The organism is Burkholderia semiarida (assembly GCF_029268935.1).
In the GTDB taxonomy this organism is placed as follows: domain Bacteria; phylum Pseudomonadota; class Gammaproteobacteria; order Burkholderiales; family Burkholderiaceae; genus Burkholderia; species Burkholderia semiarida.
Map to the genome: position 1 here is coordinate 19,383 of NZ_JAHLCL010000010.1, position 24,508 is coordinate 43,890.

Genomic DNA, 24,508 nt, shown 5'->3' on the forward strand with positions numbered 1-24,508 from the left:
CAAGGAATGCCCATGACAGGCTACGATCGTCAGTCGATCTCGGATACGACCGCCAAAATCCTGCTCGAAGTGCAGGCGGTGCACTTCAATGCCGAAAAACCGTTCATCTTCACGTCCGGCTGGGCAAGCCCCGTCTATATCGACTGCCGCAAGCTGATCTCGTATCCGCGCGTGCGCCGTGCGCTGATGGAAATGGCGGAAACGACGATCACGCGCGACATCGGCTTCGAGCAGATCGACGCGGTGGCGGGCGGCGAGACGGCCGGCATCCCGTTCGCGGCATGGATCGCCGACCGGATGATGGTGCCGATGCAGTACGTGCGCAAAAAGCCGAAGGGTTTCGGCCGCAATGCGCAGATCGAAGGCCATCTCGAGGAAGGCTCGCGCGTGCTGCTGGTGGAAGACCTGACGACCGACAGCCGCAGCAAGATCAACTTCGTCAACGCGCTGCGCACCGCGGGCGCGACGGTGAACCACTGCTTCGTGCTGTTCCACTACGACATCTTCAAGGAAAGCGTGTCGGTCCTGAAGGACATCGACGTCGACCTGCACGCGCTCGCCACGTGGTGGGACGTGCTGCGTGTCGCGAAGGCCTCGGGCTACTTCGAGACGAAGACGCTCGACGAAGTCGAGAAATTCCTGCACGCACCGGCCGAATGGTCGGCCGCGCACGGCGGCGCGACGGCCGCGAAGGAATGACGCCACGCCGGCATGCATGCCGGCGCACTGGCTGAACAAGCCGCCTGCTTCACCGCAGGCGGCTTTTTTTCGTCCGTTGCCATGCACCCTGACCGAGCGCAATCGCGGGCGGCGGTGGGCATCGCTCATCGAACCCTAATGCTAGACTTGATCCATCGCCGCCCTCAGCTGCGCGGGCAACACACAACGCCAACAATGCCGGGCATCTCGGTCCGGCCCACGTGACGGGAGAAGCGCCATATGCGTGTGGATCGCCGGATCGCTCCGCCTGCGCCATCGGGTCGCCCGTCTCCGTTCCTCCTCCCTGCCCTCCTCTGCGCCGCCGTTTTCGCGGCGCTGCCCGCGCATGCGGAAGGCCCGTTCACCGTGACGAGCGACGACCTGACGCCCGGCGCCCGCGTGCGGGCCGCGAACGTGTTCGACCGCGGCGACTGCAAGGGCGCGAACCGCTCGCCGCAACTCGCGTGGCACAACCCGCCGCCCGGCACGCGCGGCTACGCGGTCACGATCTTCGATCCCGACGCGCCCGGGCACGGCTGGTGGCACTGGGCCGTGGCCGGCATTCCGGCGACCGTCACGAGCCTGCCGGCCGACGCGAGCGCATCCGGCTTCCTGCGCCGCATCGGCGCGAGCGAGGCGCGCAACGACTACGGGATCGACGGTTACGGCGGTCCGTGCCCGCCGCCCGGCAAGCCGCATCGCTACGTGATCACCGTCTACGCGCTGAAAGGCACCGACCTGCGCGTGTCGCAGGGCCGCCCCGCGCCGATGTTCGAGCACGAGATCGGCACGCTCGCGATCGGCACCGCGCGACTCACGGTCACGTACGGGCAGTAGCCGCGCGGTGCCTCGCCCGGCGGCGGCGCCGCGATTGCCGGCCGCCGCGAATTTCAGTGCGCCGCGCGCGCACGTTGTCTCGTCATTTCGGCTTGCTAGACTCGTCGTCACCGGTCGCGGCATGCCCTGCCGCGCGACCGTCGCGCCGCCTGCCGGCGACGCGTGACGCGGCGAGCCGCGGCGGCCCGCCGTTTCCGCCCCTTTTCCGGAGAACGCTTCATGTCGAACATCGTCATCGTCTATCACAGCGGCTACGGTCACACGCAGAAACTGGCCGAGGCCGTGCACGCGGGCGCGCAGGACGCCGGCGCGAACGTGCGCCTGATCGCCGTCGGCGACCTCGACGACGCGGGCTGGGCCGCGCTCGACGCGGCCGACGCGATCGTCTTCGGCGCGCCGACCTACATGGGCGGCCCGTCGGCGCAGTTCAAGCAATTCGCCGATGCCACGTCGAAAGCGTGGTTCACGCAGAAGTGGAAGGACAAGATCGCCGCGGGCTTCACGAACTCGGCGACGATGAACGGCGACAAGTTCTCGACGATTCAATATTTCGTCACGCTGGCGATGCAGCACGGGATGGTGTGGGTCGGCACGAGCCTGATGCCGGCGAACTCGAAGGCGGCCACGCGCAACGACATCAACTATCTCGGCGGCTCCACGGGCCTGCTCGCGCAATCGCCGGCCGATGCGACGCCCGACGAGGGCCCGCTGCCGGGCGACCTCGAAACCGGCAAGGCATTCGGCCGGCGCGTCGCCGAAGCGACCGCCCGCTGGGACGCCGGCGCCCGCTGAGCACGCCCTCACCCGGCCCGCGCGCGTATCGGCGCGGGCGTCAAAGGGACACGAAGACGGCCGCCGGCCGTCTTTTTTCGTCCCGCGCGGCCCAGCGCCGCCGGATGACGTCTTAAAATGGCGGTTTCAGGGCGCCGCGGCTCCCGTTTCATCCAGTGAGAGCGAAATGAGCACCAAAGTTTTTGTCGACGGCCAGGAAGGTACGACGGGCCTCAAGATCTTCGAATACCTGTCGGCACGCAGCGACATCGAGATCCTGCGCATCGAGGAAGCGAAGCGCAAGGACGTCGACGAGCGCCGCCGCCTGATCAACGCGTCGGACGTCACGTTCCTGTGCCTGCCGGACGTCGCGTCGCGCGAGTCCGCGTCGCTCGTCGAGAACCCGAACACCACGCTGATCGACGCGAGCACCGCGTTCCGCACGCATGCCGACTGGGCGTACGGCCTGCCGGAACTGACCCGCGCGCAGCGCGAGAAGATTCGCACGTCGAAGCGCATCGCGGTGCCCGGCTGCCATGCATCGGCGTTCGTGCTCGCGATGCGTCCGCTCGTCGACGCGGGCATCGTCGCGCCGACGTTCGCCGCGCACAGCTACTCGATCACCGGCTACAGCGGGGGCGGCAAGTCGATGATCGCCGAATACGAAAACGCCGCGCCGGGCGGCAAGCTCGCGAGCCCGCGCCCGTACGCGCTCGGCCTCGCGCACAAGCACCTGCCGGAAATGGCCGCGCACACGGGCCTCGCGAACGCACCGATCTTCACGCCGATCGTCGGCCCGTTCCTGAAGGGCCTCGCGGTGACGACCTACTTCACGCCCGAGCAGCTCGCGAAGCGCGCGACGCCGCAGGACGTGCAGCGCGTGTTCGCCGAGTACTACGCGGACGAGGCGTTCGTGCGCGTCGCACCGTTCGACGCCGACGCGAACCTCGACGGCGGCTTCTTCGACGTGCAGGCGAACAACGACACGAACCGCGTCGACCTGTTCGTGTTCGGCAACGCGGAGCGCTTCGTCACGGTCGCGCGCCTCGACAACCTCGGCAAGGGCGCGTCGGGCGCCGCGATCCAGTGCATGAATCTCAACATCGGCGCGGCCGAGGACGCAGGCCTCAAACGCTGATTCAGCCTCGCATGCCATGCAAAGCCGGCCACTGGCCGGCTTTTTATTTACCCGTATCAGGCAATATATAAAAACGCCGGATCGCGCATTTACAAATATTTACAAGCTTTCCATTGCGCGATTATCCGCGAACTAATCCAGCCCCTCCTTATCCAGTCAATCCCGAATAGGGATAAACCGGATACCCGTCAATTCAAACGCTGCCGTTATACGCGGGAAGGCGTTGCGAGAGCCTGCCGAGCGTCGCGCACGCCCCACTCCGGCAGCTTTCGACAGCCTGTCTCGCGTTTAAATTCTTACCAATAGCCTTATCAGGAAAGGATTCAATTGGCAGATCCCGTTTCAATCGCCTTTTTTAGACGGGTTCATCAATTGACAGCAAAAACACAGGCAGCGACATTAGCTCGCACAATTAAACGATTGGAGACAGCGGCATGTCGCACACCTTATCGAAGGGGGTGGCAACGGCCTTTGCCATTGCCCCTTTCCTGGTTGCATGTGGCGGGGGGGACTCCGGCGGCGCGCTCGCGCCGATCGATGCGCCCCAATGTTCCGGCTCGAGCTGCGGCCCGCAAGGGCAGCCGCCTTCGCAGCCGATCAACGGCGCATTGTGCCCGGCCAACGCGGACATCGTGAAGAGCACGTATCTCGGCGGTGCCGGTAGCGGCGAGATCGTCAGCGTCAACATCGACGCGGTCGCGATGACCTACACGCTCAAGTGGCTCGAATCGCCGATTCCGCTGAAGACGGGCACCGTCACGCCGAGCCGCGTCGGCACGACCATCACCGGCAAGGTCGTTCATCCGCCGACCGGCACGCTGCCGACCGCCGAGCAGACGCGCTGCGCGTTCGTCCTCACGCCGGGCACGGGCCCCGCGCCGGACGGCTCGACGTATTCGACGGCCGCGGACTTCAACCAGGCGAACCCGCCAATGCTGCTGGTCGGCATGGGTGTGGCGGGCGGCGGCATTCCCGGCGCGACGATCCAGTACGACGGGCTGACGATCATCCCCGGCGTCGTGCAGAACGTCGGCCAGGTGCCGAACCGTCACTTCGACTTCTATCCGTTCCTCGGCTTCGCGAACACGACGACCGACCTCTCGAAGCTGCCGGGCACGTACAACGCGCTGCTCTACCACCTCGTGCCGTCAGGCAACTACGCGACCAAGGGCTCGAACTCGAGCGAGACGTTCGATGCGAACGGCGCGTGCACGTCGAGCGGGGCGGGCGGCTGCCAGACGACCGGCGATCCGTGGAAGGCAAGCGCGAACGGCGGCTACTTCGACAGCGCCAAGGCGCCGCAGACACTGCCGCAGACGCAACTGCCGATTGTCGGCGCGACCGGCAAGTCGGCGACCGCGCACATGGTGATCGGCCAGCTCAACGGCGCGACGGTGCCGGTGATCGTGCGCACGGGCAACGTGAACCTCGGCACGCCGCCGCTGCACCTCGATGCGCAGGTCGACGACGAATCGGGCATCGCGGTGCTCGGCGCGGCGACGGCGATCACGTCGGGCGCGATCGACGGCGGCTACGCGGGCGCGGACTCGAACTTCAAGTACACGGCCGCGCTGATCCGCGGCGGCAATGCGTCGTTCATCAACCCGTCCACGCAGGCCGAGGAAGACGGCTTCACGCTCGACTACGGCCAGACGACGCCGGGCCTGCTGAACGCGAAGACCGCCCCGCCGAGCGGCGCGAGCTACCCGTCGGCATCGGGCGTGGTGATCGCGACGGGCGGGCTGTACGCGGCGTTGATCCAGGGCACGGTGAACGGCGGCGTCACGGCGACGTCGGCGAATTCGACGACGTCGTCGACCCCGTACTTCGGCGTGGGCGCGCAGATCAGCAAGTAGCGATCGAGGACGCGGCGGCCGGCCTGCCGCCGCGCGTTGCAGGGAAGGCACGAAGGCGCCCGGCACGGCGCGGGCAGGACGAGCACGACCAACAGAAGCGGCCGACAGGGAGCTGGCCGCCACACAAGACAAATCTGGAGGAGCAACATGAAGCGCAACCTCATTCTGGCGGCCGCTGCCGCCGCCCCCCTTCTTTCCGCTTGCGGCGGCGGCAGCGACAATCCGCCGCCGCTCGTCGAGGAGCGGCTTTGCCCCGCCACGCTCGACTACAACACCGTGTTCACGGGCGGCGCGGGCAGCGGCGAACTCGCGAAAGTCCAGCTCGACACGACCAAGATGACCTGGCAGGTCACCTATGTCGAATCGCCGGTGCCGCAAAAGACCGGCACCGTCGTGCCGACCCGCGCGGGCACGGTCGACAGCGGCACGCTCACGCAGGAAACGCTGCTGCCGACCAACAAGCTGAACCAGTGCGCGTTCCGCCTGAACGGCGGGAGCCTCGATGCGTCGCGTCCGGCGCGCATCTTCGTCGGCTTCGGCGTCGCGGGCGGCACGATTCCCGGCAAGGAGATCCAGTTCGACGGCGTGCTCGGCCAGGCCGCGGTGCCCGACACGAAATTCCCGTACTACCCGTTCATCGGCTTCTCGTCGATCGAAACGGACATCACGAAGGTCGCGGGCACGTACAGCCACATCGGCTTCGGCGAAGTGCCGTCGCAGAAATTCGCGCCGGCGTCGATCGACGCGAAGGTGACGATCAACGCGGACGGCACGTGGACCAAGTGCGACACGACCGGCCAGTTCGCCGGCGGCGCGTGCACGCAGCAGGGCACGAACTTCGTGCAGTCGGCCGACGGCAGCGGCGCGTTCCAGTCGAACAACTACGCGAGCCAGATGAAGCCGACGCTGTCGGCCACGCCGCAGGGCAAGGGCTTCATGATCGTCGGCAAGCTGCGCAACCAGCTCGTGCCGATCCTCGTGCGCACGGGGGTCGCGAACCCGAACCCGACGCCGGACAGCAACGGCGTGCCGGGCCTGACCGCCGACGACGAATCGAGCATCTCGATCCTCGCGCCGCAGACGGCCGTCGCGGCCGGTTCGCAGAACGGCGAGTACATCGGCGTCGACAGCCAGTTCGATTACCGGACCACCGCGTTGATCGACAAGCAGGCCACGCTGCTCGATCCGTTCCAGCCGTCGCAGGCGTCGCTCACGCGAGTGCTCGACCTCGACTACACGCAGAAGGTGCCGGGCACGGTCACGACGATCCACACGGGTTCGGGAAGCACGTCGCCGACCGGCAAGTTCATCTTCTCGGGTGGCGTGTTCGGTTTCCTCGACAACGCGGGATCGACGCCGTATTTCACGATCGGCGCATTCGTCCAGTAAGCGGAGGGGAAAGCCGTGATGAAGAAAACCCTTCTCTGCGCGGCGGCCGGCGCCGCCGCCGTGGCGCCGCTCGCCGCGCACGCGCAGAGCGCCGGCAGCAACGTCGTCACGCTGGGCTGGTTCCACATCATGCCGCAGCAGAGCAGCACGCCGATGACGACCAACGTCGCGCCGACGCCGATCAACACGCCGCTGCGGCTGCCGCCGTCGTTCACGTCGGCGGGCACCGGGCTGCACACGAGCGGCGCCGACACGGTCGGCCTGACGGTCAGCCACTTCCTGACCGACCACATCGCGGTCACGTCGGTGGCCGGCGTGCCGCCGGTGTTCAAGGTGTCGGGCCAGGGCACGATCAAGCCGCCGGGCCCGGCGGGCGCGCTCGGCACGCAGAACATCGGGCTCGGGTCGGTCAACCCGATCGTGAAGAGCGTGCGGCAGTGGAGCCCGGCGGTGATCCTGCAGTACTACTTCGGGCAGGCGACCGCGAAATTCCGGCCGTTCCTCGGCCTTGGCGTGTCGTACAACTGGTTCAGCGCCCTGCAGCTCAACACGAACTTCATCAAGCAGACGCAGGACAACCTCGGTGCGATCCTCGCGGCGGGCGCGGGCAAGCCGGGGACGACCTCGGTGGAGGCGAAGGCGTCGTCGTCGTGGCAGCCGGTGTTCAACGCGGGCCTGCAGTACAACCTGACGGAACACTTCGGGCTGGTCGCGTCGGTGACCTACATCCCGCTGAAGACGACGTCGACGGTGACGATCAAGGCAGCCGACGGCTCGGTGCTCGCCGAGTCGAAATCGGATCTGAAGGCGGACCCGATCATCAGCTACGTCGGGATGACGTACAAGTTCTGAGCGCGGCGATGCCGGCGCGAATGGATGGCCGCGACACAATCGCAGGCAAAAAAAAGCCCGCCTAAGTGGCGGGCTGAATCCATATCAGAGGAGACATGGAGGAGACAGGTGTCACTATAGCGAATCGGTTTCCGCAATGCAACATTTCCGTAGAGAAAATAAGGATTTTCCCTCGAATGCGGCCTCTAGTTCGCCGTGACGGCGCCTGACCCCTTTTCGTTCTCCCGTTCGAGCACCTCGCCCAGCGCGTTACGCAGCAGCGCGACAGGCCGCGTGAGACGGCCCGGCAACGTGCCGTGCACGATCCACACGTTGATCCGCGTTTCCAGCCCCGCCGTTTCCACCACCCTCAGCGCGTCGCGATGCGCGCTGCGCGCCAGCGCGTTCGGCGCGGCGATGCCGATGCCGGCGCCGCGCGCGACGAGCGACAACTGCAGCTCCGAGCCGAACGCTTCCACCGCGACGTCGAACGGCAGCCCGGCCGCGCCGAGCGCGCGGCTCAGCGCCGAGCGCATCCCGCAGCCGTCCTGGCTCAGCACCCACGGAAAACCGGACAGCGTGTCGAGCGACAGCGGGCCGTCCGGCAGCGGGAAATCGCGCGCGGCGACGAGCACCGTCGGCTGCGTGGCGAGCAGCGTCGCCGTCAACGCGTCGGGCAGCGCCGCGCTCGCCGGCACCATCACGGTCGCGACGTCGAGCGCGCCGCGCTCGATGCCCTGCACCAGCGCGGGCGACCAGCCGGCCGTCACGCGCAGCGTGAGGCGCGGGAACGCCTCGCGCAGCCGGTCGATCGGCCGCTCGAGCGCGAGCTCGGACAGGAACGGCGGCACGCCGATGCGCAACTCGCCGGACGGCTCGCCGTCCGGCGCGCCCGCCGCCATCAGCTCGTCGACCGCGCCGAGCACGTTGCGCGCGAGCGCGTAGACGTCGCGCCCCGCGGCGGTCGGCTTCAGCGGCTTGCTCTGCCGTTCGAGCAGCGGCACGCCGAGCAGCGTCTCGAGGTTCTGCACGCGCCGCGTCAGGCCCGGCTGCGTCAGGTGGAGTTTCGCGGCCGCGGCCACCATCGACCCGCTGTCGACGACCGCGACGAACGCCTGGAGATCACGCGTATTCAAAACAAACTCGCATAATCATGTTAGACATATTTCAATTGTTGCATAAACATCGGGCACCTAGGATGGGAATTCCTTCGACCCACCACCCAGCCTTCCGATGAACTGCCCTGCCAACCGCTGCCCCTCCGCCGTTTCCCCGTCCGCCGCCGTTTCCCCGTCCGTCGTCGCGCCGCCCGCGCTGAGCACGGGCATGACGCTGTTCTTCGCCGCGACGGTCGGCGTGATCGTGATGAACCTGTTCGCCGCGCAACCGCTGACCGGCCCGATCAGCGCGGACCTGCACCTGCCGCCCGGCCTCGCCGGCCTCGTCGCGATGCTGCCGCAGCTCGGCTACGCGGCCGGGCTCGCGTTGCTCGTGCCGCTGGTCGACCTGCTCGAGAACCGCCGTCTGATCGTCGCGACGCTCGCCGTCTGCGCGGCGGCGCTCGCGCTGCCCGCCTTCACGCGCTCGGGCACCGTGTTCCTGCTCGCGACGCTCGCGGCCGGCGCCGCGTCGAGCGTGATCCAGATGCTGGTGCCGATGGCCGCGTCGATGGCGCCCGAAGCGCAGCGCGGCCGCGCGGTCGGCAACGTGATGAGCGGGCTGATGCTCGGAATCCTGCTGTCGCGGCCGCTCGCGAGCCTGATCGCGGGCTCGGCCGGCTGGCGCGCGTTCTATCTTCTGGCCGCGCTCGCGAACGCGGCGATCGCGGTCGTGCTCGCGCTGCGCCTGCCGGCGCGCACGCCGTCGATCACGGCCAGCTACCGCGCGTTGCTCGCGTCGATGGGACGCCTGCTCGCCGACGAGCCGGTGCTGCGCCGGCATGCGCTGTCGGCCGCGCTCGCGATGGCCGCGTTCAGCGCATTCTGGACCGCCGTCGGGCTGCGGCTCGCGCAACCGCCGTTCGCGCTCGACCTGCACGGCATTGCGCTGTTCGCGTTCGCCGGCGCCAGCGGCGCGATCGTCACGCCGCTCGCCGGCCGCGCGGGCGACCGCGGCCACGGCGCGGCCGCGCAGCGGCTCGCGCACGGCACGATGCTCGCGGCCCTGACCGTGCTCGGGATCGCCGGCGCGGGCTGGTTCGGCTTCGATATGTACGCGCATCGCAGCCTCGCGCTCGCGCTGCTGGCCGGCGGCGCGGCGCTGCTCGACGCAGGCGTGATCGTCGACCAGACGATCGGCCGCCGCGCGATCAACCTGCTGAACCCGGCCGCGCGCGGACGCCTGAACGGGCTGTTCGTCGGGCTGTTCTTCATCGGCGGCGCGCTCGGCGCGGCGCTTGCGGGCAGCGCATGGGCATGGGGTGGCTGGAGCGCGGTGTGCGGCGTCGGGTTCGCGTTCGCCGGCGCGGCGGCCGGGTTCGGGCTGGCGGCCGGGCGCGCGGCGGGCGCCGCGGCGTTCGATCGCCCGCGTGCATAAGCGGGCAGCGGTGAAGCGGCGCTCGAAAGCCGAACGCCCCGCCCTCTCGCGAGGGACGGGGCGTTCGGTACACCGGCGCCGGCCGGGAATCAGTGACGGACCAGCGCCATCATCGCGCCGAAGCCGACGAACAGCCCGCCCGTCAGCCGGTTGAACACCTTCGCGACGCTCTGGCTCTTCAGCGTGGCGCCGATGCGCGTGCCGAACGCCGCGTAGACGAGATACCAGCTCACCTCGATCACCGCGAACGTGACGACGAGGATGCCGAACTGCGGCAGCGTCGGCTCGGCCGCGTTGATGAACTGCGGCAGCAGTGCGGCCGCGAACAGGATCGCCTTCGGGTTGCTGCCCGCGACCAGGAAGCCGTTGCGGAACAGCGCCGCGCGCGATGCCGATGCCTGTTGCGACACCGCATCGACGTCGGCCGCCGGCGCGTCGTCCACGCGTGCGCGCCACGCCTTCACGCCGAGATAGATCAGGTAGGCCGCACCCGCGAAGCGCAACGCATTGAACATCGCCGGCCATGCTTCGAGCACCGCGCCGAGCCCGGCCGCGGAGACCGCGAGCATCAGCACCAGCGCGCTCAGGCAACCGGCCATCGTCGCGGACGAACGCCGCAGCCCGTGCCGCGCGCCGTGCGTCATCACGAGCAGCATGTTCGGGCCCGGAATCGCCGACACGACGAACACCGTCGCCACGAAAAGCCACCACGTATGCAAGTTCATGACTGCCTCTGCCTGAAATGGACGGAAAACGAACTGCCGATTATGCCGTGCGTACGACGCTTGTGTCGCATGTCAGCGGCCGGCGCGGCGCAGCGCGGCTTCGCCGAGCACCGCGAAATCCTGGTCGCCGCCGCCGTGCGCGAGCGCGTCGAGCAGGCTGTCGCGCACGACGCTCGCGACCGGCAGCGGCACCGACGTCGCGTCGCCGGCCTCCAGCGCGAGCCGGACGTCCTTCAGCCCGAGCCGCGCCTTGAAGCGCGCGGGCTCGTAGCGCCGCTCGGCGATCATCGCGCCGTAGCCCTCGTAGACGGGCCCCGGAAACACGCTGCTGGTGATCACGTCGAGGAAATCGCGCATCGCGACGCCGTGCGCGCCCAGCAGCGCGGATGCCTCGCCGAGCGTCTCGATCGCCGACGCGAGCGTGAAGTTCGCGGCGATCTTCGCGACGTTCGCGTGCTGCGGCAGCGAGCCGAACCGCCAGGTCTTCTGGCCGATCGCGTCGAACAGCGGCTGCACGCGGTCGATCGCCTCGGCCGGACCGCCGGCCATGATCGTCAGGCGCGCGGCGGCCGCGACGTCGGGCCGCCCCATCACCGGCGCGGCGACATAGTCGATGCCGCGCGACGCATGCGCGTGCGCGAGCGACTCGGCGAGCGCGACCGATACCGTCGCCATGTTCACGTGGATCAGCCCGCGCGGCGCCTGGGCCAGCAGCGCGTCGTCGAACACCGCGCGCGCGGCCGCATCGTCGCCGAGCATCGAGAACACGGCGTCGCCGCGGAACGCGTCGGCCGGCGTGTCGACGATCCGCGCGCCGAACGCCGCGAGCGGCTCGGCCCGCTCGCGCGAGCGGTTCCAGACCCGCACCGTGTGGCCCGCCTTCAGCAGGTTCGTCGCGATCGCCTGCCCCATTTCGCCCAGCCCGATAAACCCGAGATCCATCACCCGCTCCTTCGCTCCGTGAAGCCGCGAGTTAAACACAGATGCCGACGGTCTGCAGCGCCTGCCGCCTGCCGCCGGCCGGCCGGCGCGGTGCGATACTGCACGAATGGCGACCGCGACCTTCCGCTTTCACGGCGAACTGAACGCCTTTCTCGCGCGCCCGCGGCGCGATCGGGCGTTCGCCCACGCGTGCGCGCGCGATGCGACGGTGAAGCACGCGATCGAGGCGCTCGGCGTCCCGCATACCGAAATCGGCCGGCTGTGCGTGAACGACGCGCCGGCCGCGCTCGACCGCCCGCTCGACGACGGCGACCGCGTCGACGTCTTTCCCGAGCGCGCGCGGCCGGCGGCCAACGGTGCCACCGGACTGCCGCCGGCGTCATGGCGCTTCGTCGCCGACGCGCATCTCGGCGGCCTCGCGCAACTGCTGCGCCTCGCCGGCTTCGACACCTGCTACGACAACCACTACCGCGACGACGAACTCGCGGCGCTGGCCGAGCGCGAGCACCGGATCGTGCTGACCCGCGACCGCGAGCTGCTCAAGCGGCGTGCGGTCGTGCGCGGCTGCTATCTCCATGCGCGGCAGCCGGCCGAGCAGTTGCGCGAACTGTTCGAGCGGCTCGATCTCGCCCCGCACATGCGGCCGTTCCGGCTGTGCCTGCGCTGCAACGCGCCGCTGCATCCGCTCGACGCGGCCGCCGCCGCGCCGCGCGTGCCGGCGGGCGTCCGGCAGCGGCAGCGGCGCTTCGTCGCGTGCGACGTGTGCCGGCGCGTGTTCTGGGAAGGCTCGCACTGGCGGCGCATGCGCACGGTGGTCGACGCGATGCGCGCGCCGCCGCCCGTTCGGCTCGACGAACCGGGCGAATCCGACGAACCCGGCGAATTCGGCGCCTGAAAAACAAAACCCCGCATGCCGGAGCATGCGGGGCTGGCCGATCGATGGCCGGCAACGCCGGCCGTGGCGGCGAACCGCTTAGTTCTGCGTGCCTGCGTCGTTCGTGCCGGCGGCCGATGCGGCTGCGGCCTTCGCCTGGCCCTTCTTCGAACCGTGGTGCTTCAGCTGGTGCTTCGGCTTGCTGTGATCCTTCTTGGCCGGTGCCGATGCGGCAGCCGGCGTGTCGGCTGCCGGCGCGGACGCCTGTGCGAATGCCGAAACCGATGCGAGCGCGAATGCTGCGGCGATGATCGAAGCGAGCGTCTTCTTCATTGTTTTTCCTTTAGCGGAGAAAAAATCAAACGTACCGGTAATTAAAGATGCGAGGCATTCGCACCGGAGCCCCAGGCCGCGAGGCCGGCTTTCGCCGTTCCGTCGCGACGAAACCTGACGCACTGGTTCCATAACGCACCGCGTTCGCGGCAAGTTGACACGTTGCCTGCATCCTCGGGTTTTCCCGGGGGCCGCCGCGTCACCCGGTACCGGCAAGCCGGGGGAGCCGCCGTCGCACCGCGCCGCAAACCGGCTCGCGCGGCGCCGAGGCGACGCTTATACTGGCGTCCATCCGTCCCTTTCCCGGGAAACCGGATCGCGGCCGGTCGCACGACCGCCGCCGTCTCGAGGCGCTCAAATTGCCCGATCACAATCTGGACAAACTGAAAATCGACCGGCGTCCGCTCGCACCGGCGCCGCGCCGGCGCCGGTGGGCGCGCTATGCGTTCGCCGCCGCGCTCGTCGTCGTCGCGATCGGCGCCGGCCTCGCGCTCACCGGCCGGCCAAGCGTCGACACCACGTCCGTCACGTCCGCCTACCCGTACCAGAACGACATGCAGCTCAATGCGACCGGCTACGTCGTGCCGCAGCGCAAGGCCGCGGTCGCGTCGAAGGGCCAGGGGCGCGTCGAGTGGCTCGGCGTGCTCGAAGGCACGCGCGTGAAGCAGAACGAGATCATCGCGCGCCTCGAAAGCAGCGACGTGCAGGCGTCGCTCGGGCAGGCCCGCGCGCAGGTGCAGGTGTCCCGCGCGAACCTCGGCGTCGCGCAGGCCGAGCTCAAGGATGCGGAGATCGCGTTGCGCCGCACGGCCGCACTCGCGCCGCGCGGGGCCGTGCCGGCCGCGCAGCTCGACACCGACACGGCCCGCGTGAACAAGGCGCGCGCGACGCTCGCCAGCGACCAGGCCGCGATCGCGTCGGCCGAAGCGAACGCGCAAGCCGCGCAGGTGGCGGTCGACCAGACGGTGATCCGCGCGCCGTTCGACGGCATCGTGCTCGCCAAGCATGCGAACGTCGGCGACAACATCACACCGTTCTCGTCCGCGTCGGACAGCAAGGGCGCGGTCGTGACGATCGCCGACATGGAAACGCTCGAAGTCGAGGCCGACGTCGCCGAATCGAACATCGCGAAGATCCGCGCGGAGCAGCCGTGCGAGATCCAGCTCGACGCGCTGCCCGACATGCGCTTCGCGGGGCGCGTGTCGCGCATCGTGCCGACCGTCGACCGCTCGAAGGCCACCGTGCTCGTGAAGGTGCGCTTCGTCGACCGCGACGAGCGCGTGCTGCCCGACATGAGCGCGAAGATCGCGTTCCTGTCGAAACCCGCGTCGCCGCAGGACCGGCAGCCGGTGACGGCCGTGCAGGCGAGCGCGGTGGTCGAGCGCGACGGCCGGCCGGTCGTGTTCGTCGTGAAGGACGACGCCGTGCATGCGGTGGCCGTGACGAAGGGCGCGCGGATCGGCGAGCTCGTCGCGGTGCGCGGCGTGAAACCCGGCGACACGGTCGTGCTCGCCCCGGGCGCGAAGCTGAAGGACGGCGCGAACGTGACCGTCGCGAAGAAGTAGCGCGCGTGAACGACGCCCAACCGCCCCTCGTCGAGCTCAGCCACGTCGCGAAGTCGTACCGGCGCGGCAACCAGATCGTGCCCGTGCTGACCGACATCACGCTCGACATCGGCGAAGGCGACTTCGTCGCGCTGATGGGGCCATCGGGCTCCGGCAAGAGCACGCTGCTGAACCTCGTGGCCGGCATCGACCGGCCCGACAGCGGCGAGCTGCGCGTGGGCGGACTCGACATCTCGCAACTCGCCGAGGCGCAACTGGCCGAATGGCGCGCGGCGAACGTCGGCTTCATCTTCCAGTTCTACAACCTGATGCCCGTGCTCACCGCGTTCGAGAACGTCGAGCTGCCGCTGATGCTCACGCACCTGTCGCGCCGCGAGCGGCGCGAACGCGTCGAGCTCGTGCTCGACATGGTGAATCTCGGCGACCGCACGAGCCATTACCCGTCCGAGCTGTCGGGCGGCCAGCAGCAGCGCGTCGCGATCGCGCGCGCATTGATCACCGATCCGGTGCTGATCGTCGCCGACGAGCCGACCGGCGACCTCGACCGCGCGTCGGCCACCGACGTGCTCGCGATGCTGCAGCGGATGAATGCCGAGCTCGGCAAGACGATCATCATGGTGACGCACGACGCGCACGCGGCCGGCGCCGCGCGCTCGCTCGTCCATCTGGAAAAGGGGGAGCTGATCGATGGGCACGCCGGCTGAGCGGCGACAGGAGCGCGCGCCGTGTATGTGCTGAAGCTGATCGCGCGCAATGCGCTGCGGCACCGGCTGCGCACGCTGCTGACCGTGCTCGGGCTCACGATCGCCGTGCTCGCGTTCGGGCTGCTGCACACCGTCGTCGACGCGTGGTACGCGGGCGCGGCGGCCGCGTCCAGCGGACGGCTCGTCACGCGCAACGCGATCTCGCTGGTGTTTCCGCTGCCGGTGAGCTACGAGAACCGGATCCGCGGCGTCGACGGCGTGACGGCCGTGGTCCGCTCGAACTGGTTCGGCGGCATCTATCGCGACCCGAAAAACTTCTTCGCGAGCTTCGCGGTGTCGGAGAACTACCTCGACCTGTATCCCGAATTCATCCTGCCGGCGCAGCAGCGCGCCGACTACGACCGCGACCGCCGCGGCTGCCTGGTGGGCCGGCAGCTCGCGACGCAGTTCGGCTTCAAGGTCGGCGACGTGATCCCGCTGAAGGGCACGATCTATCCGGGCACGTGGGATTTCGTCGTGCGCGGGATTCTCGACGGCCGCGACGATTCGACGATCACGCGCCAACTGGTGTTCCACTGGGATTACCTGAACGAGACGGTGCGCAAGCGCACGCCGAAGCAGGCCGACCAGGTCGGCGTGTTCGTGCTCGGCGTCGCGAACCCCGACGACGGCGCCGCGATCGCGCGCAACGTCGACGCGGTGTTCAAGAACTCGCTCGCCGAGACACTCACCGAGACCGAGCAGGCGTTCCAGCTCGGCTTCGTCGCGATGTCGAACCAGATCATCGCGGCGATTCGCCTGGTGTCGTACGTGGTGATCCTGATCATCATGGCGGTGATGGCCAACGCGATGGCGATGAGCGCGCGCGAGCGCACGGCCGAATACGCGACGCTGAAGGCGCTCGGCTTCGGCCCCGGGTTTCTCGCGCTGATCGTGTTCGGCGAATCGGTCGTGATCGCGGTGGTCGGCGGCGCGCTCGGGATCCTCGCGACGCCGCCCGCCGCGAGCCTGTTCAAGCAGGCGGCAGGCGGCATCTTCCCGGTGTTCAAGGTATCGACCGGGACGGTCGTGCTGCAGGCCGCGTGCTCGGTCGCGGTCGGCCTCGCGGCCGCGCTCGTGCCGGCGTGGCAGGCCGCGCGCGTGCGCGTGGTCGAAGGCCTGCGGGCGATCGGATAGCGACGCACATGGCGATCCCGCTCACCTACATCGCGCGCAACCTGTGGACCCGGCGGCTCACCACCGCGTTGACCGCGGGCGGGATGGCGCTCGTGATCTTCGTGTTCGCGACGGTGCAGATGCTCGATGCGGGCCTCACGAAAACGCTCGTGTCGACCGGCGAACCCGACAACGCGGTGGTGATCCGCAAGGGCGCCGAGACCGAGATCCAGAGTTCGATCGACCATCAGCAGGCCAACGCGCTCGAGATGCACCCGGCCGTCGCGCTCGGCCCCGACGGCCGGCCGCTCGTGTCGAAGGAAGCCGTGGTGCTGATCTCGCTCGTGAAGACGTCGAGCGGCAAGCCGTCGAACGTCGTGATCCGCGGCGTGTCGCCGGCCGGCCTCGCGCTGCGTCCGCACGTGAAGCTCGCGGCCGGCCGGACCTTCGCGCCCGGCTCGTCGGAGATCGTCGTCGGCAGCGCGATCGCGAAAGGCTTCAGCGGCACGCAGCTCGGCGACCGCCTGCATTTCGCGCAGCGCGACTGGACCATCGTCGGCGTGTTCGACGCGGGCGGCAGCGGCTTCGATTCGGAGATCTGGGGCGACGTCGACCAGTTGATGCAGTCGTTCCGGCGCACCAGCTATTCGTCGATGGTGCTGCGCATTCCGAGCGCGGACGGCTTCGCGCGCTTCAAGGCCGACATCGACGTCGACCCGCGCCTGACCGACGAGGCCAAGCGCGAGCAGACCTTCTACGGCGACCAGTCGAAGGCGCTGTCGACGTTCATCAACATCCTCGGCATCACGCTGTCGACGATCTTCTCGATCGCCGCGATGATCGGCGCGATGATCACGATGTATGCGTCGGTCGCGAACCGCGTGGCCGAGATCGGCACGCTGCGCGCGCTCGGCTTCAAGCGCACCAACGTGCTCGCCGCGTTCCTGCTGGAGGCGCTGCTGCTCGGCTTCGTCGGCGGCGTCGCGGGGCTCGCGTGCGCGTCGCTGATGCAGTTCGCGTCATTCTCGACGACCAACTTCCAGACCTTCTCGGACCTGTCGTTCCGCTTCGTGCTGACGCCCGCGATCGTCGTGAAGACGCTCGGGTTCTCGCTCGTGATGGGGCTCGTCGGCGGGTTCCTGCCGGCGATGCGCGCGGCGCGGCTGAAGATCGTCGACGCGCTGCGCGCGCAGTGACGCGCGCCGCCGCTCACGTTCAACGTTCGCGCGGCACCCACGCGCCGTGGAACCCGGCCGGCACGCGCCGCGGCAGATGCACGGTCGCGACCGGCCCCGCGTCGATCGCGCGCGCATCGAGGATCACGACGTCGCTCGTATCCGTCGCCGCGCGGTAGACCATCACCAGCAGCCAGCCGTCGTCCTCGTCGGCGCCGCCCGGGCGCGGCACGAACACCGGCTCGCCGTTCTGGTCGCCGGCCGGCACCGCATAGTGCATCGTCGTGCCGCGCGCGTGGTCGAAGCGCATCACGCCGCGCATTTCCGCGTTGTTCGGCTGCTCGGCCGCATAGAGATAGCGGTAGCGGCGCCCGGTGCGGGTTTCGTTGATGCGCGGCAGCTCGATGCCGCCGTCGGCGAGCGGCCCTTCGTCGATCAGCCCGTTCGCGGTATCGATCACATAGCGCCACAGCTCGCCGACCGGGTCGTCGGCGAAGCGGCCCGTGCGCGCGTCGAGCCGCAGGAACGACGGATAGCGCACCGCGTCGAGCACGATGCACGATGCGTCGCAGTCGTACGCGTTGACGACGTGCTGGATGAAACACGGCTCGACGTCGAACCAGCGCACGTCGCCGCCGTGGCGCGACAGCACGCCGATGCGCGCGGGCCGGTCGTCGTGCCAGCGCAGCGGCATCCGGTGGCCCTGCTTCAGCAGCGAGAAGTCGTAGCCGACGTTCAGGTCGAGCAGCAGGCTGCGGGTTTCGGTGATCGCGAGGTCGTGCATCATCGACGGCGCGCCCAGCTCGATCTCGAGATCGACGCGCTTCACGCCCGTCGCGTCGATCACGCCGTAGCGCAGCCAGGGCGCACGCCAGTCCGCGCGGAACAGGATCAGCTCGTCCGTTGCCGGGTCGACCTTCGGATGCGCGGCCATCCCGCCGTCGAAGCCCGCGTGCCGCGCCGGCATGCCGAGCGAATCGAGCGCGGCGGTGATCGCGAGCGGCGCGCCGCCCTCGGCCAGCGCGAGCAATTCGCCCGCATGCTGCAGCACGTTCACGTTCGGATTGGTGTCGGGCAGATGCGGCGCCCGCGCGGGCGCGTGCACGGCGGCCCAGCGCCGCGTGCGCGCCCAGCGGTTCCGGTAGCCGGCCGCGCGGCCGTCGTCGAACGCGATCGCGTGCAGCATCGCGGCCTCCGGCCACCACGACAGCAGGTCGTTGCCTTCGAAGCGGCCGCCCGGCGGGTTCGGGCCGTTGCGCAGCAACGTGCCGTCGAGTTCGCGCGGAAGGGTGCCCGTCACGCGCAGGTCGAAGAAGTCGACTTCGTCGGCAACCGGCGCGATCGCGCCGCGGTTCAGGTCGAATACGGTCATCGCATCGGCGCTCCGTCAGCAGTCTTCGGCGGCCGGCGGCAGATCGCCGCGCGCCAGCGCGAGCGCATGGTCGCGCACGTCGTCCGGCCAGCCGGCGATCAGCTCGGCCAGCCGCGCCGGGTCGTTCGCATACAGCGCCCGCGCGGCCTCCTCGAAACCGGGCAGGTCGCCCGCCATCGCGGACATGAAGTGGTACGCGCGCGCCTGCGCGTCGCGGCGCCGGTCGGCCGCCGCATGCGTGCGCCGCGCGTCCTCGACCAGCTTGCGCAGCGCCACCGACGCGCCGCCCGGCTGCGCGCCGAGCCATTCCCAGTGACGCGGCAGCAGCGTGACCTCGCGCGACACCACGCCGAGCTTCGGCCGGCCGCGGCCGCGCTGTTCGCCGGCGCCCGCGCCTGCCGGCTCGCCGGCGCCGCCGGACGCTCCGGATGCGCCGCCCGACGGCACCGCATAGCGCGCGCGGACGTCGTCCGCGGTGCCGCGCAGGTCGAGGTCGATCGAGCGGCCCGTCGCGTCGTCGAAGATCAGGATCGTGCCGGACGTCGCGTCGCCGGCCGCCTGCCGGGCAGCGAGCGCGACCGTCGCGAGCGGGCCCGACGCGAGCCGCCGGTGGCCGTCGAAGGCCGTGTACGAAGGAAGGAGCGTGGAGGAGGTCATCGTGGTCGCCCGCAGGCTGAAATCGGAATGACGCAATTTTTATCCGGGTATTAATCGGATGTCAATATTATCCGGGTAAAAACATTGCCCTCATCGAGTTCCCATCCTGCGGGGTCGACCGCGGGGAACCTCGCCCGATCGATTCAAATGCTGAATCGATCAAGTCAGCAATTGGCATGAAAACGCAAGTTTCGACATGACAGAATGGCCCGGACGCCCTCGCATCGGCGTCCGGTGCCCGGCCTCCCGCCGGCGGCATCCACCCACATCACGCGCGCACCGACGCGCCTGCCGCACGACGGCACCTTCCGCCCTTCGGAGGAGACAAGTCATGAATCCGCTTCACGCGCTGCCGGCGTCCGCGTCGGCAACGGCCCGGCGCACCCGCGTGCGCTGGCTGGTGCTCGCCGTCCTGTTCGCGGTCACGACGATCAACTACGCGGATCGTGCGGCCATCGCGATCGCGGGCCCGAGCCTCGCCCGCGCGCTGCACCTGAGCCACGTGCAGATGGGCTTCATCTTTTCCGCGTTCGGCTGGTCGTACGTGGTCGCGCAACTGCCGGGCGGCTGGCTGCTCGACCGCTACGGATCGCGCATCGTCTACGCATTCAGCATCTTCTTCTGGTCGCTGTTCACGCTGCTGCAGGGCGGCATCGGCTTCTTCGGCGGCGCGGCCGCGTTCGCGCTGCTGTTCGGGCTGCGGTTCCTGGTCGGCGCGGCCGAGGCGCCGTCGTTCCCCGCCAACAGCCGGATCGTGTCCGCGTGGTTCCCGGCCGCCGAACGCGGCACCGCGTCGGCGATCTTCAACGCCGCGCAGTACGCGGCGACCGTCGTGTTCGCGCCGCTGATGGGCTGGCTCGTGCACGCGTTCGGCTGGCAGGCGGTGTTCGCGGTGATGGGCGTGCTCGGCTTCGCGTTCGTGCTGGTGTGGAACCGCACGATGTACGACCCGAAGGAGCACCCGAGCATCAACCGCGCGGAACTCGACTACCTCGCCGAAGGCGGTGCGCTCGTCAACATCGACCAGGCGACGGGCGGGCGCGACGGCGGCCCGTCTATGCGCCACGTGAAGGCGCTGCTGCGCAACCGGATGCTGGTCGGCGTGTACGTCGCGCAGTACTGCATCAACGCGCTCACCTACTTCTTCATCACGTGGTTTCCCGTCTATCTGGTGCAGGCGCGCGGGATGTCGATCCTCAACGCGGGGCTCGTCGCGTCGATTCCCGCCGTGTGCGGCTTCCTTGGCGGGATTCTCGGCGGCGTCGTGTCCGATGCGCTGCTCAGGCAGGGCCGCTCGCTGTCGGTCGCGCGCAAGGTGCCGATCGTGATCGGCATGCTGCTGTCGATGTCGATGATCGTCTGCAACTACACCGATTCGCACGTGCTCGTCGTGCTGTTCATGGCGCTGTCGTTCTTCGGCAAGGGGCTCGGCGCGCTCGGCTGGGCCGTCAACGCCGACACCGCGCCGCGCCAGATCGCCGGGCTGAGCGGCGCGCTGCTCAACACCTGCGGCAACCTTTCCAGCATCACGACGCCGATCGCGATCGGCTATATCGTCGACCGCAGCGGGTCGTTCAACGGCGCGCTCGTCTATGTCGTCGCGCACGCGCTCGTCGCCGTGATCTGCTACCTGTTCGTCGTCGGCGAGATCCGCCGCGTCGAGCTTCAATGAACCGCGCGGGCCGCGCCGGCGCGTCCGTCGGCCCGCGCGCCACCGGAACCAGGAGCGAACCGATGTCCGAACCCAGCCGTGCCGGCACCCCGCGCATCACGCGCATGCAGGTGATTCCCGTCGCCGGCCGCGACAGCATGCTGCTCAACCTGTGCGGCGCGCACGCGCCATACTTCACGCGCAACCTCGTGATCCTCGACGACAGCAGCGGGCATACGGGCGTCGGCGAAGTGCCGGGCGGCGAAGGCATCCGCCACGCGCTCGAGCGCATGACGGATCGCGTGGTCGGGCAGCCGATCGGGCGCTACCAGGCGACGCTCAACGCGGTGCGCGCGGCGCTGTCCGGCGCCGGTCCCGGCGCCGGGCGCACGATCCGCCACGAAGTGACGTCGGCCGGCGAGGCGGCCGTGCTGCGCCAGCCGCACGAGATCAATCTGCGGCTCGACAACGTGATCACCGCGATCGAGGCCGCGCTGCTCGACCTGCTCGGCCAGCATCTCGACGTGCCGGTCGCGGCGCTGCTCGGCGAAGGCCAGCAGCGCGACGCGGTGCCGATGCTCGCGTACCTGTTCTACATCGGCGACCGGCGCCGCACCGATCTGCCGTATCGCGACGAGGCGCACGCTTCGGATGCCTGGTTCCGGCTGCGCAACGAAGCGGCGCTCACGCCGGCCGCGATCGCGCGGCAGGCCGAAGCGGCGGTCGAGCGCTACGGTTTCGCCGATTTCAAGCTGAAGGGCGGGGTGATGGCCGGCGCGGACGAGATGGAAGCGATCGCGGCGATCAAGTCGCGCTTTCCCGACGCGCGCACGACGCTCGATCCGAACGGCGCGTGGTCGCTCGACGAGGCCGTCGCGCTGTGCCGCGGGCAAGGCCACCTGCTCGCGTACGCGGAAGATCCGTGCGGGCCGGAAGGCGGCTATTCGGGCCGCGAGGTGATGGCCGAATTCCGCCGCGCGACGGGGATCCCGACCGCGACCAACATGATCGCGACCGACTGGCGGCAGATGGATCATGCGGTGCGGCTGCAGGCGGTCGACATCCCGCTCGCCGATCCGCATTTCTGGACGATGCAGGGCTCGGTGCGGCTCGCGCAGCTGTGCCGCGACTGGGGGCTCACGTGGGGCTCGCACTCGAACAACCACTTCGACGTGTCGCTCGCGATGTTCACGCATGCGGCGGCGGCCGCGCCCGGCACGATCACCGCGATCGACACGCACTGGATCTGGCAGGAAGGCGACGCGCGGCTCACGCGCGAGCCGCTCGCGATCGTCGGCGGCAAGGTGGCCGTGCCGGAACGGCCGGGGCTCGGCATCGAGCTGGACATGGCACAGGTCGAGGCCGCGCATGCGCTGTACCGGCAGGTGGGCGGCACCGCGCGCGACGATGCGGTGGCGATGCGCTATCTGGTGCCGGGGTGGACGTACGATCCGAAGCGGCCGAGTTTCGGGCGCGGGTGACGGGGCGGTGTGCTGACGGGGGCGGTTGCCAAATACGGGAAACGGCCGCATCCTGCCGGCTGCCTGGATCGACCCGTGCGGCGGACGGTCGGGCGCTCCTCGTCCATTCGCAAATATCGCTTTTCATGACGTCATCCGGCCCGACACCGCGGCAGATCATCGTCTTCGTGCTGTATTCGGCGCTGTGCCTGCCCGCGAGCGTGACCGTCGCCGGCTATGTCGCGACCCGGATCACGCGGAACGTGTCGAATTTCGAAGGCGGTGCGGGCTACGCGACGCTCGGGTGGATCATCATTTTGACCTGCGCGGTCTACGGGCTGTCGATCGCCCTGTGCGTGCTGCTGCGGAGAAGAACCGCGGTGCTCGCGGCCATGACGGTGGGGTTCGCCGTGCTGTCGGTGCCTGCGTTCAGGTTGGCCTGCCAGTTGGCGACCTAGCGCGTCGCGCCCATGGCTTGCGGAAAACAAAAAGGCCCGATCTTGCGATCGGGCCTTTCAAATTCCGTTGGTGGAGCGGAGGAGGATCGAACTCCCGACCTTCGCATTGCGAACGCGACGCTCTCCCAGCTGAGCTACCGCCCCAACAGTCGACCATCATACACACGCATTTCCACGCTTGGCAATAGGGGTTACGTCACGCGCGACGCGTTACTTTGACGGCGCGCCGGCCAGCACCCATTCGACCACCGACCGGACGTCGGCGTCGCTCATGCGCGGATGCGCGGGCATCGGAATCGCGCCCCACACGCCCGAACCGCCGTCCTTCACCTTCTTCGACAGCTTCGCGACGGCCTGCGGATCGGACTTGTAGCGAGCGGCGATGTCCTTGAACGACGGGCCGACGAGCTTGCGGTCGACCGCGTGGCAGCCCATGCACGCGTTGCCGCGCGCCACTTTCAGGCCGTCGCCGACGTCCGCGTGAGCCGCGCCCAGCGTGCCGGCCACGAGCGCCATGGCCGCGCCACCGTGCACCATCCAGCGTTTCATCTGCTTCATCTGCATGCCCGTCATTGCGCCTTCGCCTTCGGATTGCCGGGATGCACGCTCGACGAATTCGAGATCGGCGCGGGCGGCTGCAGCGGCGTGGACTGCACCGACGCGTCGGGCACCGCGCCGACCGTCGCGCTGTCCGCCGGTGCGGCAGCCGCCTGCGCGCCGGATGCGCCGCTCGCGGGCGACGCGTCCTGCAGCGCCTGCGCGTCCTGCGGCTTCACGTATTGGAACACCTTCACGACCTTCTCGACGCCCGGCACCTGGCTCGCGGCTTCCGCGCCGCGATTGCCTTCGTCCACCGTCACGAGCCCCATCAGGTAAAGATTGCCGCGTTCGGCAACGACCTTATAGTAGTTCGCCGAGATGCCCTTCGTCGCGATCAGCTCGGACTTCACGCGCCCTTCGAGGTACGAGTCGTTCGCGCGCGACGACAGCGACGACGCGGGCCCGACCGACAGTTCGTTGACGATGCCGTTCACGTTGTTGATGCCACGCACGATTTCCTCGGCGCGCTGCTTCGACGCATCGTTCGGCACCTCGCCCGTCAGCAGCACGCGGCGGTTGAACACCGTCACGTTCACGTGCGACTGGTCCGGCAGCCCGTTGTTGATCTGCGAGAGCGACTTGACCTGGATCTCGCGATCCTCCGTCTGCGCGCCGAGCGTACGGCGATCGGTCGCGATCAGCGCGCCGCCGCCGGCCGCTGCGCCCACGACCCCGAGCACACAGCCCTGCAGCGACACGGCGAGGCCCGCCGTCAGCGCGGCGAGCAGCGTGGTTCTGACGAGCGTCTGTTTGACGCGGCTTTGATTCATCGACGGCTCTC

Annotated in this window: 24 protein-coding genes and 1 tRNA gene; 16 read left to right on the plus strand and 9 right to left on the minus strand. The window is 69.3% G+C overall.

Features of this window, described 5'->3' with window-relative positions:
* The first annotated feature begins 12 nt into the window (after positions 1–12).
* The 7 genes from KPB06_RS33015 (at position 13) to KPB06_RS33045 (ending at position 7,542) form a co-directional block, all read left to right on the plus strand.
* A complete protein-coding gene (locus KPB06_RS33015) occupies positions 13–699 on the plus strand; it encodes an orotate phosphoribosyltransferase (RefSeq protein WP_059578215.1) in 687 nt (228 codons plus the stop codon).
* 240 nt (positions 700–939) lie between these two features.
* The gene (locus KPB06_RS33020; protein WP_059578213.1) at positions 940–1,536 is read left to right on the plus strand and encodes a YbhB/YbcL family Raf kinase inhibitor-like protein; all 597 of its coding nucleotides are present in this window, start codon (positions 940–942) and stop codon (positions 1,534–1,536) included.
* A gap of 219 nt (positions 1,537–1,755) precedes the next feature.
* Positions 1,756–2,328 carry a flavodoxin family protein gene (locus tag KPB06_RS33025; RefSeq protein WP_011546661.1) on the plus strand — a complete coding sequence of 191 codons (573 nt, stop codon included), beginning with the start codon at positions 1,756–1,758 and terminating at the stop codon, positions 2,326–2,328.
* Between the two features lie 166 nt (positions 2,329–2,494).
* Positions 2,495–3,445, plus strand: a complete 951-nt coding sequence (gene argC, locus KPB06_RS33030) for an N-acetyl-gamma-glutamyl-phosphate reductase (protein ID WP_059578210.1) — start codon at positions 2,495–2,497, stop codon at positions 3,443–3,445.
* Between the two features lie 434 nt (positions 3,446–3,879).
* The gene (locus KPB06_RS33035; protein ID WP_059578207.1) at positions 3,880–5,301 is read left to right on the plus strand and encodes a DUF2957 domain-containing protein; all 1,422 of its coding nucleotides are present in this window, start codon (positions 3,880–3,882) and stop codon (positions 5,299–5,301) included.
* 147 nt (positions 5,302–5,448) lie between these two features.
* Complete coding sequence (locus tag KPB06_RS33040; RefSeq protein ID WP_059578205.1) at positions 5,449–6,690, plus strand: DUF2957 domain-containing protein; 1,242 nt, start codon at positions 5,449–5,451, stop codon at positions 6,688–6,690.
* Between the two features lie 18 nt (positions 6,691–6,708).
* On the plus strand, positions 6,709–7,542 hold the full coding sequence (locus KPB06_RS33045; protein WP_060966385.1) for an OmpW/AlkL family protein: 834 nt from the start codon (positions 6,709–6,711) through the stop codon (positions 7,540–7,542).
* A 185-nt stretch (positions 7,543–7,727) separates the two neighbouring features.
* Here the strand turns inward: KPB06_RS33045 and KPB06_RS33050 are convergent, their stop codons facing one another.
* The gene (locus KPB06_RS33050) at positions 7,728–8,657 is read right to left on the minus strand and encodes a LysR family transcriptional regulator (RefSeq protein ID WP_226291536.1); all 930 of its coding nucleotides are present in this window, start codon (positions 8,655–8,657) and stop codon (positions 7,728–7,730) included.
* 97 nt (positions 8,658–8,754) lie between these two features.
* Between KPB06_RS33050 and KPB06_RS33055 the strand changes: the two genes are divergently transcribed.
* The gene (locus KPB06_RS33055) at positions 8,755–10,056 is read left to right on the plus strand and encodes an MFS transporter (protein WP_275905637.1); all 1,302 of its coding nucleotides are present in this window, start codon (positions 8,755–8,757) and stop codon (positions 10,054–10,056) included.
* Between the two features lie 89 nt (positions 10,057–10,145).
* On the opposite strand, the gene KPB06_RS33060 is transcribed toward KPB06_RS33055, so the two are convergent.
* Positions 10,146–10,781 carry a LysE family translocator gene (locus KPB06_RS33060; RefSeq protein WP_059643694.1) on the minus strand — a complete coding sequence of 212 codons (636 nt, stop codon included), beginning with the start codon at positions 10,779–10,781 and terminating at the stop codon, positions 10,146–10,148.
* 72 nt (positions 10,782–10,853) lie between these two features.
* Complete coding sequence (locus tag KPB06_RS33065; protein ID WP_226094309.1) at positions 10,854–11,762, minus strand: NAD(P)-dependent oxidoreductase; 909 nt, start codon at positions 11,760–11,762, stop codon at positions 10,854–10,856.
* 67 nt (positions 11,763–11,829) lie between these two features.
* On the opposite strand from KPB06_RS33065, the gene KPB06_RS33070 reads away from it, so the two are divergent.
* On the plus strand, positions 11,830–12,618 hold the full coding sequence (locus tag KPB06_RS33070) for a Mut7-C RNAse domain-containing protein (RefSeq protein ID WP_104011776.1): 789 nt from the start codon (positions 11,830–11,832) through the stop codon (positions 12,616–12,618).
* Positions 12,619–12,696: 78 nt separating this feature from the next.
* Here the strand turns inward: KPB06_RS33070 and KPB06_RS33075 are convergent, their stop codons facing one another.
* Entirely contained in the window at positions 12,697–12,930 is a 234-nt protein-coding gene (locus KPB06_RS33075; protein ID WP_023477920.1) for a hypothetical protein, read from the minus strand.
* A 359-nt stretch (positions 12,931–13,289) separates the two neighbouring features.
* Between KPB06_RS33075 and KPB06_RS33080 the strand changes: the two genes are divergently transcribed.
* Genes KPB06_RS33080 through KPB06_RS33095 form a run of 4 tightly spaced genes read left to right on the plus strand, consistent with a single transcriptional unit; the run spans position 13,290 to position 17,550 of the window.
* Positions 13,290–14,495, plus strand: coding sequence for an efflux RND transporter periplasmic adaptor subunit (locus KPB06_RS33080; protein WP_104011775.1), 1,206 nt, complete (start codon positions 13,290–13,292; stop codon positions 14,493–14,495).
* 5 nt (positions 14,496–14,500) lie between these two features.
* Positions 14,501–15,199 (plus strand): ABC transporter ATP-binding protein, encoded by a 699-nt coding sequence (locus tag KPB06_RS33085; protein WP_059578184.1) that lies wholly within the window; start codon positions 14,501–14,503, stop codon positions 15,197–15,199.
* Positions 15,200–15,220: 21 nt separating this feature from the next.
* On the plus strand, positions 15,221–16,375 hold the full coding sequence (locus KPB06_RS33090; RefSeq protein ID WP_060008773.1) for an ABC transporter permease: 1,155 nt from the start codon (positions 15,221–15,223) through the stop codon (positions 16,373–16,375).
* 8 nt (positions 16,376–16,383) lie between these two features.
* Positions 16,384–17,550, plus strand: coding sequence for an ABC transporter permease (locus KPB06_RS33095; RefSeq protein ID WP_059643682.1), 1,167 nt, complete (start codon positions 16,384–16,386; stop codon positions 17,548–17,550).
* 19 nt (positions 17,551–17,569) lie between these two features.
* Here the strand turns inward: KPB06_RS33095 and KPB06_RS33100 are convergent, their stop codons facing one another.
* Positions 17,570–18,901 carry a carotenoid oxygenase family protein gene (locus KPB06_RS33100; protein WP_275905636.1) on the minus strand — a complete coding sequence of 444 codons (1,332 nt, stop codon included), beginning with the start codon at positions 18,899–18,901 and terminating at the stop codon, positions 17,570–17,572.
* Between the two features lie 15 nt (positions 18,902–18,916).
* Positions 18,917–19,558 (minus strand): DUF2239 family protein, encoded by a 642-nt coding sequence (locus KPB06_RS33105; RefSeq protein ID WP_275905635.1) that lies wholly within the window; start codon positions 19,556–19,558, stop codon positions 18,917–18,919.
* Positions 19,559–19,889: 331 nt separating this feature from the next.
* On the opposite strand from KPB06_RS33105, the gene KPB06_RS33110 reads away from it, so the two are divergent.
* From KPB06_RS33110 to KPB06_RS33120, 3 genes are all read left to right on the plus strand, one after another.
* Positions 19,890–21,230 (plus strand): MFS transporter, encoded by a 1,341-nt coding sequence (locus KPB06_RS33110; RefSeq protein WP_275905634.1) that lies wholly within the window; start codon positions 19,890–19,892, stop codon positions 21,228–21,230.
* Between the two features lie 62 nt (positions 21,231–21,292).
* The gene (locus KPB06_RS33115; RefSeq protein WP_275905633.1) at positions 21,293–22,690 is read left to right on the plus strand and encodes an enolase C-terminal domain-like protein; all 1,398 of its coding nucleotides are present in this window, start codon (positions 21,293–21,295) and stop codon (positions 22,688–22,690) included.
* A 125-nt stretch (positions 22,691–22,815) separates the two neighbouring features.
* The gene (locus tag KPB06_RS33120) at positions 22,816–23,127 is read left to right on the plus strand and encodes a hypothetical protein (RefSeq protein WP_089464472.1); all 312 of its coding nucleotides are present in this window, start codon (positions 22,816–22,818) and stop codon (positions 23,125–23,127) included.
* 68 nt (positions 23,128–23,195) lie between these two features.
* On the opposite strand, the gene KPB06_RS33125 is transcribed toward KPB06_RS33120, so the two are convergent.
* From KPB06_RS33125 to KPB06_RS33135, 3 genes are all read right to left on the minus strand, one after another.
* Positions 23,196–23,271: transfer RNA gene (locus KPB06_RS33125), tRNA-Ala, on the minus strand.
* Positions 23,272–23,337: 66 nt separating this feature from the next.
* The gene (locus KPB06_RS33130) at positions 23,338–23,700 is read right to left on the minus strand and encodes a c-type cytochrome (protein WP_059578167.1); all 363 of its coding nucleotides are present in this window, start codon (positions 23,698–23,700) and stop codon (positions 23,338–23,340) included.
* A complete protein-coding gene (locus tag KPB06_RS33135; RefSeq protein ID WP_059578262.1) occupies positions 23,697–24,497 on the minus strand; it encodes a BON domain-containing protein in 801 nt (266 codons plus the stop codon). The genes KPB06_RS33130 and KPB06_RS33135 overlap by 4 nt, the downstream gene beginning before the upstream one ends.
* Positions 24,498–24,508 lie beyond the last annotated feature (11 nt).